Consider the following 12,574-nt stretch of genomic DNA (forward strand, 5'->3'; position numbering starts at 1 on the left):
GAGCTACTTCTTATGCCTCGCTGGATCTGCCCTGTGACTCATATGACCAATCGGCCAGAAGTATGTCGGTGACCGCCTCCTCGTAGACAGCGCGGTTCTCCCTTTCCATGGCCTCGGCGAGCTCTGGCTCCCAGCAGGTGTCCTGCCGCTTTCCGCTCAGCTGGGCGTGATCGCTGTCGGCGCGAACACCGCCTAGGTAGTCCGCAGCGGTCATCCGCCAAGGTTCGGCCTGGTAGCGGGCGCGGAGCTGGTTGGTCATGTCGATGCCGGGCCAGTCGAAGTCCCCGTGATAGCGCAAGGTGCCGCCAGCTTCGACGATCAGTCGCGCCAGCCGGTGAAAGGCGGTCGAGGGACGGCCCTCGGCGCAGATCAGCGGCGGACTGCCGGCACCGAGCTCACCGGCGGCGCGGCGGAGCACAGCCGGGTTCTCGCAGACGTACACCGTTGGCAGGTCCACGGTGATCGGAAGGGTGATGAGCTGGTGGAGGGTGACGTGGAAAGGAGTGCCGTAGCGGGCGGCGTCGGTGAGCCACTGGCCCAGCCCCTGGCCGGCCGCGGGTAGATTGAGGACGAGGACACGACTGGCGAGGTCATCGACGATGACGTCGAAGGCGTCCCACAGCTCGCGCCGAGCCTCGGCTCCTGACTCGAGTGGGATTCCACGTGCCATGGCCAGGGCCCGCAGGACCAGAGTCGGCAGAGAGCCGCGGCCGGGGTTGAGGGCTTTGGTGTCTCCTGTGGTGGCGTCGGCCAGGGCGGGCAGCATGATCGGTGGAGCGTCGCTGGGCTGGTTGTAGAGGTGTTCCAGGACCCGGACGGCCTGGCTGAAGAAGTGGGTGTCCTTCTTATTGATCAGTCCGGTGATCGTGCCGTCGGATGCGAGGCCGGCCAGCCACTGCCGGTACCAGGAGTGCTCGGCGTGCAGCGGGCTGGCCTCGCCCTCGGCGCGGATCGTCTGCCGGGCCTGATCGAGTGCGGTCCGCTCGTCGGCGCGAAAGCGCAGTTCGGGGCCGATTCGTTCCAGGACATCGCGGAGCGACATGGCTGTGACGTTGCGGACGCTCTGCTCCAACGCTGAGAGGGGGACGGTGATGCGGCGGACGTCGGCTGACCGGTATGTACCGGTGATGCCGATGATGGCGTTGCGCTCGGCCGTCGTCGGGTTGGTCAGGCCGATGGAGCCCTTGATCTCGCCGCCGTTGCGCTCGAGCGAGCGACGGGCAGCGGCCAGGAGCCGACGGAACTCGGGGGCTCGGTAGCGCTCGTATGCCTCTGCTGACCCGGTCATTCTGCTTCCTCGGCATCGTCGTTCGTCGGCTCGTCCTCAGGGATGTCCGCGAGCAGTCCTGCCTCTGCGGGAACGTGCCGGCGGGGCGCGAAGCCGAGGAGTTCGGCAGCCAGATCGTCGGATCCGGGATACTCGAGGTCATCGAGGATCTGCTCGCCGTCCCAGACCAGCAGCATGGCGGAGACGGTGTGAGACGCCTCGTCATGCTTCATGTCGTAGTGCGAGATCTGCGGCACGTCAGGGTAGGTGATCCACAGGTCGTAGCCCGTCATGAAGAGGTCGAGGTCGAACTTGGCCGTAAGGGCGAGCAGGTCGGGGCGGTACTTCTCGTCGATGCCGGCGAAAGCCTCGTCAAGTGCGATCAGCCGCGGGCAGGCAGGGTACGCGGAGCTGTACTGGGCGTGAGCGGCTGCAAAGAGCGGCAGGTGGATGGATGCGGACTTCTCGCCGCCGGACATCACGCTGTGCTTGGCCTTGGTGAGCAGTTCTCCCTTCTTCCGCTCCTCCTCGCTCATGCCCGGCCGGAACAGACGGAGCTCGAACTTGCGCCAGGCGCGGTAGTCCAGGACTTCCGCGATCACTTGCTGGTAGCTCCTCTTCTTGTCGGCCGCGGCCTTGGCGCGGATCTGGCTGCGCAGGTGGGAGCGGAGTTCGGCCAGTCCGGCCGGGCCAAGACCGGAGGCGTCCTTGTCGAGCAGTTTGTTGACAGCCTGCTGGGAGTCGGTGAGCGCGTCGGAGATGACCCAGTTGATGCCCACCGTCGTACCGGAGGACATCGGCTTGGAGCGGGTGTCGGCGTCCATGTTCTTGACCAGGTCGCGGGCGGCGACGGTGCGGTCGTGGATCTGCTCGGCCAGCCCGGTCAGGAGTCCGTCCTCCAGGACAGTCCGTTCCTTGTCTTCCAGCAGCACGCTCTGATCAGCGAGCTGTTCGGCAAGATGGCGGGCGAAGTCCGCTACGGGAGCTGGCCCTTCGCTGTCGGTCACCCGGGCCAGGATGATGTCACCAGCCGGCTCCCATTCAAAGAGGTAGCCCTGATCGGACTCCAGCAGGGCTGCCTCCAGCGCGGTGATAGCGGTAGAGATCTTGGTCGTCACGGTCTTCAGGAGGCTCGCGGTGATCGGCCGGCCTCGGGTCGCCTCGTCGAGTGCGCTGATCAAGGAGGCGACGGATGCGGGGACGACGTTCTGGGCGGCCTCCGTGCCCGTGAGAGAAGTGCCGGGCGAGGTCAGGCGGTCCATGAGGGCCTGGACTGCCTGCTCGGGGCTCGGCCACATGTCGTGCGGCAGCCAGACGGTCTCGGCGTTCGCTTCGAGGAGGCCGAGAAGGTCGGGCCGGGCATACGGCTCCAGCGTGAGCGTGGTGCGCACCTGCTCAGCCACGGCCGTGGCCAGTGCTGTACGGCCGAATTCCAGGGCATGGTCAGCCTTAAGAAGCCGATCTCGCTGCTCTTCCGCGTCCTTCTTCGCACGGCCGTACGTCTTCTGCGCCGAGGTTAGCTGCTCTTCCGAGGACGCGATCTGCTGCAGAATCTCTTGCAGCGGGGCTTCGAGTGTCGCTTCCTGGGTGCGCAGACGTTCATCCTGAACGGCGAACTCATCCTTACGCGCCTGTAGCGCCTCAGCCTGTTCTGCGCAGGACGCGGTCTGCGTTGCGATGATCTCCCTGCGGCTGGCGATGTCGCGCTCGGCGGCATCGGCCTGCTCACGGCAGGTGGAGAGCGCCTTGCCGGCGTCGGCGAAGTCGTCGATGGCCTGGGCGACGTTGTTCAGTTCCTCACGGAGGGTGGGCAGCCGTGCGGTTGAGGCGGCATGCCGAAGCTGGCGGTTCTTCTCGTGGGCGCGTGCGATCGCCCCGTCGAGGCGTTTGCGGGTTTCGGTGAGGCGGCGGCGGGCGCCGGCGACCTTCTCCGCCACCACGGCCACCTCGCGTACCGCCTCGGTGATCGGCTGGGCGCGGGGGAGTTCACCCCTGGCGCGGTCGAAGTCGTCGTACGCTTCTTGCGCGTATCGCTGTCGTTCTTCGATGCCGGCGAGCTGAGCTTCCAGGGTGGCGATGGATTCTTCGAGCAGGCGCAGCCGTTCGCGCCGACGGGCGGCTCGCGCGGTGGCTCCGATGTACTCCGGCTGTTCCTTGGGATGTGCACCGATCTGGACGCCGAGGCAGAAGTGGGAGCCTGTCGTGACCGCAGGGCCGTACAGCGCGTCGTCCGTTGCAAGGGCGTCGTCCCTTACGGCGATGGACGCCAGGACGGCCTGCACGGCCGCGGCGTCCACGAGCTGCTGATCTTCGACGACCAGTACATCGGCCAGGGTGCGTCCGGTCGGCCGCTGCGCGGGAGGCAGTGCGCGCAGATAGGCGTCGGCGACCTTGTCGTGCAGTGCCTCGTCGGTCAGTGCAGGGTCGGGGTGCAGCCAGGCGGTGAGCAGGCCGGCCGCGTACAGGGCGCCCTCCACAGCGGCTGCGTGGTCGTCGGGGACGTGATCGGCGAACTGCACGAGTTGCCACAGCGGAGCACCGTGCCGCTCATCGCGGTTGGCAGGACGCAGGTCACTGGGTGGGGGCGCGTCATCAGCCTCGGCGGCCACGGTGGCGCGCTCATCCTGTTTGCTGCGCAGAGCGTCCGCAGTGTCGCCGTGCTCCCGCTTCAAGGTTTCGACGCGGGTGAGGGCCTTGGTGCGGCGCTGGTCGGTGAGGGAACGAAACACCTCCGGCAGGGGGGTCGCTTCGGGTTCCCCCACCGCGCCGATCGCCGCGCGCAGCACGTCACCGTCGGCGGCGGCCAAGACCGCGATGTCGTTGCCGCTGCTCCAGCGGCCGATGAATTGGTCCAGCTCCTGGCTGGCCGTGGTGCGGGCGATCCCGAGTTTCTCGGCTGCCGCGGCGGACTGCCGCTCGGTCTCAGTCAGCTCACCGTCGGCCGCGTCACAGTGGTCCTGCTCGCGGTCCTGGTCTTTCCTTGCATCCTCAAAGGCGCTGAGGTGGGCGCGTACGTCCTCCAGTTCGTTGCGACGCGCGGCTACGCGACCTGCTAGGTCCGTGTGCAGCTCGGCACCAAGATCCAGCGCGGCGTCGTCGTGCAGGATGCCGCAGCGGCGTGCGGCGTCCATCAGGCTGTGGGTGTGCCGGGAGGCCGCTTTGCGCAGCTCATCGTGCCGCTGGAGAGCGCGCTCAGCCTCTCCCCTGAGGGTGGCCAAGTTCTTCTGAGCCTGGTTGAGGTGGCGTTCGCTGTCGGCGATGCCCCGGCGTTCAGTGCGTACGCGGTCGCGCAGTTCCTTGAGCCCGTGCTGCTGCTTGATGGCGTCGTGGTTCTTGTATTCGGCCAGGCGTGCGCCGAGCTCGTTGCACTGGCGTTCGGCGCTATCCCGCTCCTGCTGTGCGGAGGCCAGCTGCCGCTCGGAGGTGCGGCGGTCCTCCGCCGCCTCCATGATCTTCTCGCACTGGGCGGCCGTGTCCTGGATGCGCCCGGTGACGTGGTCGACGCGGTCACGGGCATGGGCGCGCAGGTAACTGGTGTATTCACGCAGGAAGTTGCGGACCGCGGTATCCGCCTCTGTCAGGGCGTTGAGGAGCGCTTGAATCTCGGCGAGGTTCTCGAAGTCGCGGGCGGCCTGCAGGATGAGGTCATCGTCGACGGGGCGCAGGCCGGCGGTAAGGGTGTCGGACAGCTTGACCGGGTCAAGATCCTTGGCCAGCAGCGGGCGCCGCAACTGGAGCAGAAGGTTGACCAGCTGGCTGTAACGCTCACGGCCCAGCCCGAAGAGCCGGTCATCGATCTTCTCCCGGTACGCCTCCGCCGTATCGAGGATGGCCTTCTTGCCTAGCAGCTTCTCCAGGGCCTTCTCTCGCAGCGGGCGTGAGGCAGCGTCCAGCAGGCCGAAGTCGATGCCGACTCTGCCGTCGGTGACGAAGAAGAAGCGGGCGGGTGTGGCCATCTGCTTGGTCACCCGCATCCCGATCCCCACGGTGACGGCTTCGAGGACCTCCCCGTCGGGTCCGGTGCGGGCAAATTCCATCCACACATAGCCGTAGGCGGACTCCTGCCCTTTGTAGAGCAGGTTCGACTTCATGGTCCGCTCCTCGCCGCTGAACGGATCAAGACGCCTTGCGTCGAGGACACCGTCCAGCACGAGGGGGAAGAGCACTTCGAGGGCCTTGGTCTTGCCGGAGCCGTTGTGCCCCCGCAGGACCAGTCGGCCATCGGCGAAGACGAACTCCTCGTCGGTGTAGTCCCAGAGGCCGATCACTCCGGCGCGGGTGGGTTTGAAGCGGACCTCCGACTCGTCAGCGGTGCGGGAGTGGGGGATGAGAGTCATGGAGAGGTTTCCTCAGTGGGGAAGTCGAGAGCGAACTGGCCGTCGTGCGCGAGGCGTGGCAGGACGGCGGTGATGTTGCGGTAGCGGCCGGCCGCGGGCCGGACCAGGATCCCGCCGGGGACGACGTGGACCAGGCGCAGGTCCGCCAGGAGTGCGACTGCCTCTGCTAGCAGCCCGCCGGGGTCGGCCTGCCACTTGTTGGTGAAGGAGGAGGGGCCGAATTCTTCATAGAGCTCGTTGATCATCTGCTCCAGCGTGCCGTGTTCCACGAAGGGCAAGCCCGTCTGTCCTTCATGTTCTGGGACGTCCGGATCGGCCTCGTCCGCGGACCAATCAGTGTCCGCATCCGGGTCGTGCGCCAAGGCTTCGAGCGTGCCTGCCTGCGGCAGCGCCATGTCGATTCGGCTCAGCAGGTCCGCGTGTTCCTCTCCTGGACCGGCGGGCAGGAGGTACTGAAGACTGCTGGCCCGGTCCGGGTCTTCCCGCAAGTCCGCGATCTTCGCGAGCATCAACCCGGCAGTGCGGTTGACCGCTCCGCCGCGGCCGGGGAATCGCTTGTCAGTGAAGTGCCCAGTGGTGTCGACGAGCATGATGCCCTCGGCCCGGCGCTCGATAGGCAATCCGGTCAGCCGTGCGATGTCCTCGGCGAGGGTGGGCTGGCGCAGCGCTATCGCTGTCTCCGTGTCGGTGTCGCTGAAGTAGACCACCGGGTACTCGATCAGCATGCGACGGGCTCGCTGGGCAGCAAAGCGCCGACGAGGGTCCCGTCCGGTGCCGGCGGTCTGGGTGTCCAGCAGGCCGGCAGCGCTGACCAGGTGCTGCAGTGGCTTGTTCGGTCTGAAGAGCGCCGCGCAGGTGTCGTGGTCGATGTCGAACAGTGCATCGCCGCGGTCGTGGTCACGGGCCCAGTCCTCCATGGAGCCATCGGAGATCCGCAGCGCCCCTCGGTCGACAAGCCAGTCCATCACGTCAACGACTGCGTCCTTGTGGCCCGGTGCGGTTGCATCGAACCCCAGGTGCTCGATCGCGTTAGCGGACGGTGTGAGCAGCTTGACGAGATCGGCGAGGTTGATTTCGATGCGTGACCGGTGCAAGCAGGCCAGGATCAGGCATAGGTAGGCCAGCCGTCGCCGGTCAAATGGTTTCTTGCTCTTCACCGTGAGGAACGCCTGGCTGGCATCAAACGCGTCCAGCCGCCGCAGCAGCCGTGCGTGACGCGCGCTGGTCTGCAAGGAGTAGCCGAACAAGTCACGGAAGTCCTTGGCGAGTTCGTCAGCCCACTGCAGCACCAGCGCAAGCGCCTTGGCTCGGGGATAGCTCTCGGTGACGACGCCGTGCAGCAGCATGAGTCGGGCAGCTTGCTGGTACGAGCCAAGGTCCGCAGCCTCTACGGAGGCGGCTACGCGATGGGCGGGCATCAGGGCTTCTCCGTTCGGCGTCGGCGCATCGAACCATGGGGCTTGATCTCCAAGGCGAAGCCGGGGAGGTGTAGCGTGCCGGTCTCGGTCCGCAACTGGCTGCCGCGCTCGTTCGGGACCAGGCGCAGCGTCAGCACGTCGCTGCTGCCGGTGCCCGAACGCAGCCGGCCCGCGACGACCGTTCGCGCCTGGAGGGCGCGAGTCAGCAGCTTGAGTACGGCGCGGGTCTCCGCCTCGCTCAGCACCCGGTCGTGGGGACCGTGGTCCAGGAGATCCGTGGCGGCCTCCCGGTCCGCGGCCCGAGCCGCCAGCTGCTGCTCTCGCAGCCGGAGATGCGCACCACGGCGCGTACGGACCGGCTGCGGCCCGCCCGGTGCGGGCCGCTTGCCATGCCGGAACAGGCTGATGCTGATCTCCACACCGGGCGCATCCCACCATGTCGCCCGCGGCGAGATCTGGTCGTCATCGTCGTGAGCGCCTGACAGATGCCGTACCGAACGCAGATCGAAGGCGGCGGACACCAGCGCGTTCGCAGCCTGCTCATCCGGCGCAGCCGCCGCCCAGGCGGCCAGATGCCGCAGCTGGGTGGTCCGGCTTACCCCTCCTCGACGTGACTCCGTCACCTGCCGCAGCAGGGCGATCACCCCGGAAATGGCCGTGCGGGTAGCGCCTTGCAGCTGAGCCGCCTTGGTCTCCACAGGACCGTCGGCCAAGAACCACTGGCGCAGCCCCATCCAGCGCCGCCGCCAGTCCTCAAGCCGCGCGGCCGGCCGCATCATCGGCCGTTCATCCACTGCGGCCGCCCGCTCCAACAGGGTCTCCACCCCGCTGTCTTCCACCTCGTACACGGCCTCGGCCAGCCGGGGCGCGTAACGCTCCAGTTCCGCCGTGAACTCACTCATGTGCGCCAGCAGAGCGTGCTTGTACCGCAGGAACGTCTCCGGGGAGATGTCCGTCGTACGCGCCACGTCGTTCAAGGTCAGATAGAAGCGTGCCGCTCGCTGGGTCATGTCCTCCAGCACGGTGTCGAGCCGGGCGAGCTTGCGGTACACCTCGTCCTGGTCGCCCTCCCGGTTCGCACTCGCCAGCGCCTTGAAGTCCGCCAAGATGTCGGCGAAGACCAGCCGCGACAGATTTGCGTCCTGCACCCGGGAGCCGATGACCTCTTCCACCGCGCAATAGACGCGGTAGCCGATCTCCGTGAACTGGTAGACCGACTGCCGGTTCCGGTACGCGGCCAAGTTGCCGCACCGCGCTGCGTCCTCCACTCGATACAGGACCTGCTCGTTGTCCGACGAGAGATTGTCGAGCATGGCCCGCAGGTTCAAGCCAGCAGCGGACGGCACCTCGTCGTGCGCAATGGCGAGCTCGTTCAGTGCGTTCGCGACGTCGTCGGGGTGGACCTGCAGTTGGTGCACGGCTCGTAGGACGTTCATCGCCCGCAGCACCCATAGATAGGCGATGTGGTCATCACGCTGCGTGAAATTGAACAGTCGCAGGCGGTCACCCACCGTCAATGAATCAAGATCGAATGACTCGGAGACTCCCGAGTCATCACGTCGTAACACCTGTGCCCCCTCAGTCCGTTGCACACTGCGACATACCCTGACAGGTGCCACTGACATTCGTTCCCTGTACGGGGAGTTAAGGCTGTTGTTGACAAGCTGCGGAGTGGGGTGGGAACCGTGTGTCGGCTGACGGCTCAGCGCTGCTTCGTGTGGTGCCGACGGATGTCGGCGAGACGAGCGAGCGGTAACCTGCGAAAACGCAGCACTTTATGCGGTTGTTCCAGGGATCCGTGGGCCGTATGTGGGAACAGCAAATCCCCGAGAAGCGTGCGCCTCGGTGGCTCGCAGGTAGTCCCTCACACCATCTTCACAGGACCGAAGCCTCCCGTGGAAACAATCTTGCCGCGGTTGGGCGTTCATGGTCTCTGAGCCGAGGAGGGGAAGGTGGCGGCCTGAAGCTATTCCACACGGCGAATAGCGGCATGACCGAGGTCATGCCGCGTCTTGCTGAGGTCGAGGCGGAGGTACAGGGCCTCGTCGAGGCGCACATGGAGATGCTGCTGGGTGTGAAATTCCTGGCGAGCGAGTACAGCACGGGACCGGTCCACGGCGGCCGGATAGACTCGCTCGGTCTCGACGAGAACGGATTTCCGGTCATCGTCGAGTACAAGCGGGGTGTCGATGCCGGCGTCATCAACCAGGGCTTGTTCTACCTCGCGTGGTTGATGGACCACCGCGCCGAGTTCGAGTACCTGGTCTGCGACCGGCTCGGGGCGACGGTCGCGTCCCAGGTGCTGTGGAGCGAGCCGCGCCTGATCTGCATCGCCGGCGATTTCACGCGCTACGACGTGCACGCCGTGCGCGAGCACCGGAGGTCGATCGACTTGGTGCGCTACCGACTCTTCGGCAACGACCTGCTCGGGCTTGAGACCGTGGCGTCTGTGAGCGGCGGGACGCAGGTAGCCCGTCGGGCGCGCCGGCAGGCTGTCGCGCGCGCGGCAGCCGATGTTCGGGGCGCGTCGATGGTAGAGCTGGCGACCGCGGTCGACGAGGCATTGCTCGCTCTCGGGGACGGTGTGAACCGCGTGGAGCGCAAGCAGTACCGGGCGTATCAGCGTGTGCGGAACTTCGCCTGCGTGTGCCCGCCTCAGCGGAGCAAGCTCCTTGTCTACCTGAAGGTCGACCCGAAGCACGTCGATCTTCTTCCCGGGTTCACCCGGGACGTGTCCGGGCTCGGCCACCACGGGACTGGCGATTTGGAGGTGCAGCTCCGCACGCCGAGGGACGTGGAGCAAGCGCAGAATCTGTTCCGCGCGAGCTACGCGGCTGCCTGATCGCTCGACGGCATCCTGGCCATGAGCGGTAGGTGTCGGATCTGTGGTCGTCGAGTGATCCCTTTCGACGTGCGGGCAGGTCGTGGCGGTGGACTATCAATGATTCGCGGGATCGCCGGTTTGGCTAACCGGCGATCCCGCGCTATGTTGCGCCGCTCTGACGGCCTGGTGATCAGCGTGTACGGCTGGCTGCGGGACTGGCCGTGACCGCCGCGATGGCTGGCAGCGTGGTGCCGAGGCTCGTCTTGCATTCGCGGCCCGCGGTCTTCGCCTGACGGGTGCCGGTTCCGTGGGCGAGGTTCTCGGAGAGGGCGGTCAGCAGCGAACTCGGGGTGTGCGGGGACGTGGTGAGGGTCCAAGTCGGGCGGTCGGGTTCTGGGCCAGCCCAGACGGTCCAGGTGGCGAGCGTCTGCTGCGGGTGCTGGGTGGCGAAGGCGTCGAACTGGACCCCTGCGTCCCCGGCAGGGGACGTCCAGCGGATCCATCGCCCGTCCAGGGTGTGCTTCCACCCGGCGTCGGAAAGGGGCTGCGTGGCGGCCGTGACGGTCTTCTCGTCTGCGCTGGCGTCCGCGTCCCAGCCGTCGGCGAGGTGATCCAGCAGCTCCCGCAGCACGGGGGCGGGGGTGCCGCCGGTCAGGGTGAAGACCCACATGCGGTCGGATACCGGGCTCTCGTAGGCGGCCACGGTCCACGCGGTCTCGTGGGAGGGCGCTTCGTGGATGCGCTCGATGCGCAGGGTCTGGGATTCGTGGATGGCGTGGGTCGTTTCATCGGACCAGGTCCTCCACTTCTCCCAGTCGCCGTGCGCGTCGAGGAACGCTTCGAGGAGGGCATCGTGGTCGCCGGCATCGGCTGCGTACGCCGGGACCGTTTCCCGTTCTGGGCGTGTGGGGTCAGGTTGGATCGAGGGTACGGCGAGCGGGGTTCGGGCTTCGGCGGCGGCGCGCTCGGTGTCCGTCATCGGCGCCGGGCCGGGGAGCATGGTGGCTCCGTGGATTCGCTCGAAGGCGACCAGGGCTTGGGCGGGCGAGTCGAAGACGTCGGCGACCTGCCGCAGGTGGTCCTCGCCGTGGAGGTAGACGCTCTTGCCGCTGCCGAGGTAGGTGCCGACCGCAACGATGGTGTGGCCAGTTCCTCGGCGTGGGCGTGGATGAGGAGCTGGCCGTGGCGGATGTCGTCACGGATCTTCTGGGGCTCGTTGGAGACCTCGCGGACCTCGCTGCGGGTGCACCAGGGCATCGGGTAGTCGGCCCAGGTCCATTTCTCGGCCATGGCTTCCTGGAGCCGGGGGGTGATCTCGACGGTGATCCCGCCAGCCGTCAGTTGCTGCCCTGCTTTCTCGGCCCAGTAGGGCTCCTCGTGATCGACGCGGGCCAGCACCAGGGTGTTCTTGGCCACGACGGTCCAGTCGGCGGCCTCTAGGCCCACGGAAGGATGTGGGCCTGGGATCCGGCCAGGACGGCGGTCACGGCGCTGGGATGAGTGGGGTGAGTGTCGAGGCGGACGTGGGCGTCGATGGGGGGTGTGTGGTGGTCATGTTGGGCGTCGTCGCTTCTGCCGGTGACCGGACCTCCGGGGGCCGGCCACCGGCGTAGTTGGGTGCTATCGGGTTGCTCGGGCGGCGCGCGCGGCCGTGGTGGTCGGCGGGCCGGCGCGGGTGGTGGCCGCGGGGCGTGGTCGCTGTGGTGGGACCAGTCCGGTGGCGTGCTGCCAGCGAGTCCGGATGGCGCCGAGGTCGGCGAGGGCCCGGCGGGCGCCGACGACGAGTTGGAACGGCGTGGTCGCCGGGTCGCAGGCGTACGCCTCGATGCGACGGCCGGCGTAGTCGGCGGTGGTCAGCAGGGAACGCTGCAGGGTGCGCTCGCCCCAGTGCTCCACGGAACCTGCCGGTTCGGCTAGGAGACGGAGCACCTCACCCGGCTCACTGTCATGGTCCAGCAGGCCACGCTGTTGGGCTTCCCATAGGACAGTGACGGGGTCGACAGGGTCGCCGCGCCGGGTCAGGGCGGAGAGGCACTTCCACAGGCTGGCGTGCAGGGGGTGGTTGAAGTCGTCGGGGGCCAGCCACTGGACAGATTCCATGTCCGCGGGGTGGGCGGTGGCGGTCGCGAGCAGCAGCTGCTCCTCCTCCACCACTTCGGCGTAGTTGGGTGCGGGGGTCGGCGCTGGTGCCGGGGTGCGGGGCATGGCGCCGGCGCGGGGTGGGAATCGGGCTGCGATGTCGTCCACGACGGCGGCGAGCGTGTCGGCCTCGGCGAGCACCGTGTGGACGGGGTGCGGGAGGGAGGCATCGTGGACGGCCTGGACGAGGCGCTCGGCGGCGGCCCGCAGACCGTGGCGGGCGTGCTCGGCCTCGACCATCCGCGCGTAGGCCGGCGCGTGGCGGGGCCAGGGGCAGACCTGGATCAGGGTGTGCAGGTAGGAGGCAGTCAGTCCGCGTGCCTGCGTGCGGGCCGTGGCGAGCACTTGGTCGAGCCACTTCGTGTTCTTCGCGTGCTCGGCTGGGTCGGGGGCGGGCAGCGTGTTGATCGCGGCGAACAGGGCGGCGTGCGCGGCGGTGGAGAACGAGGCGGCGGCAATCCCGGTCACGTCGCCGAGACGATGCGGATCGAGAAGAAGAGCGCCGAGGAGGGCCTGCTCGACGTGGAATATCGGTCGCGGCGGAGGAACGGTGTCGGGGTAGTCGTCCTCGTCGGGGTCGGGGTCGGGG

The 12,574-nt window shown here is 67.7% G+C and carries 8 protein-coding genes; 1 reads left to right on the forward strand and 7 read right to left on the reverse strand.

From position 1 onward, the window contains the following. Positions 1-10: 10 nt before the first annotated feature. The 4 genes from BEK98_RS01040 to BEK98_RS01055 all read right to left on the reverse strand — a co-directional run bounded on the left by BEK98_RS01040 (position 11) and on the right by BEK98_RS01055 (position 8,533). Positions 11-1,288 carry a TIGR02679 family protein gene (locus BEK98_RS01040; RefSeq protein ID WP_094214396.1) on the reverse strand — a complete coding sequence of 426 codons (1,278 nt, stop codon included), beginning with the start codon at positions 1,286-1,288 and terminating at the stop codon, positions 11-13. Then, positions 1,285-5,604 carry a TIGR02680 family protein gene (locus BEK98_RS01045; RefSeq protein WP_094214397.1) on the reverse strand — a complete coding sequence of 1,440 codons (4,320 nt, stop codon included), beginning with the start codon at positions 5,602-5,604 and terminating at the stop codon, positions 1,285-1,287. Before BEK98_RS01045 ends, BEK98_RS01040 begins: the two co-directional genes overlap by 4 nt. Further along, positions 5,601-6,950 (reverse strand): DUF2398 family protein, encoded by a 1,350-nt coding sequence (locus tag BEK98_RS01050; RefSeq protein ID WP_244201696.1) that lies wholly within the window; start codon positions 6,948-6,950, stop codon positions 5,601-5,603. Before BEK98_RS01050 ends, BEK98_RS01045 begins: the two co-directional genes overlap by 4 nt. Positions 6,951-7,021: 71 nt before the next feature. Further along, positions 7,022-8,533: a TIGR02677 family protein gene (locus tag BEK98_RS01055; RefSeq protein ID WP_244201701.1), complete on the reverse strand. Its 1,512-nt coding sequence runs from the start codon at positions 8,531-8,533 to the stop codon at positions 7,022-7,024. A gap of 479 nt (positions 8,534-9,012) precedes the next feature. On the opposite strand from BEK98_RS01055, the gene BEK98_RS01060 reads away from it, so the two are divergent. After that, positions 9,013-9,864, forward strand: a complete 852-nt coding sequence (locus BEK98_RS01060; RefSeq protein WP_094214400.1) for a DUF5655 domain-containing protein — start codon at positions 9,013-9,015, stop codon at positions 9,862-9,864. Between the two features lie 172 nt (positions 9,865-10,036). Here BEK98_RS01060 and BEK98_RS51065 read toward each other — a convergent pair whose 3' ends face one another. The 3 genes from BEK98_RS51065 to BEK98_RS01070 all read right to left on the reverse strand — a co-directional run. Further along, the gene (locus BEK98_RS51065; RefSeq protein ID WP_341868946.1) at positions 10,037-10,846 is read right to left on the reverse strand and encodes an SPDY domain-containing protein; all 810 of its coding nucleotides are present in this window, start codon (positions 10,844-10,846) and stop codon (positions 10,037-10,039) included. Beyond that, positions 10,822-11,292: a hypothetical protein gene (locus BEK98_RS51070; protein ID WP_341868947.1), complete on the reverse strand. Its 471-nt coding sequence runs from the start codon at positions 11,290-11,292 to the stop codon at positions 10,822-10,824. The genes BEK98_RS51065 and BEK98_RS51070 overlap by 25 nt, the downstream gene beginning before the upstream one ends. 174 nt (positions 11,293-11,466) lie before the next feature. Then, positions 11,467-12,574, reverse strand: a 1,108-nt coding sequence (locus BEK98_RS01070; RefSeq protein ID WP_244201697.1) for a DnaB-like helicase N-terminal domain-containing protein, incomplete at its 5' end; no start/stop codon positions are given.

Source organism: Streptomyces diastatochromogenes (assembly GCF_002242805.1).
GTDB lineage: Bacteria > Actinomycetota > Actinomycetes > Streptomycetales > Streptomycetaceae > Streptomyces > Streptomyces diastatochromogenes.

Bases quoted from the DNA above. Each gene is read 5' to 3' on its own strand.
- BEK98_RS01040 (WP_094214396.1), bottom strand. From the start codon at position 1,288: ATGACCGGGTCAGCAGAGGCATACGAGCGCTACCGAGCCCCCGAGTTC.
- BEK98_RS01045 (WP_094214397.1), bottom strand. From the start codon at position 5,604: ATGACTCTCATCCCCCACTCCCGCACCGCTGACGAGTCGGAGGTCCGC.
- BEK98_RS01050 (WP_244201696.1), bottom strand. From the start codon at position 6,950: ATGCTGCTGCACGGCGTCGTCACCGAGAGCTATCCCCGAGCCAAGGCG.
- BEK98_RS01060 (WP_094214400.1), top strand. From the start codon at position 9,013: ATGACCGAGGTCATGCCGCGTCTTGCTGAGGTCGAGGCGGAGGTACAG.
- BEK98_RS51065 (WP_341868946.1), bottom strand. From the start codon at position 10,846: ATGCTCCCCGGCCCGGCGCCGATGACGGACACCGAGCGCGCCGCCGCC.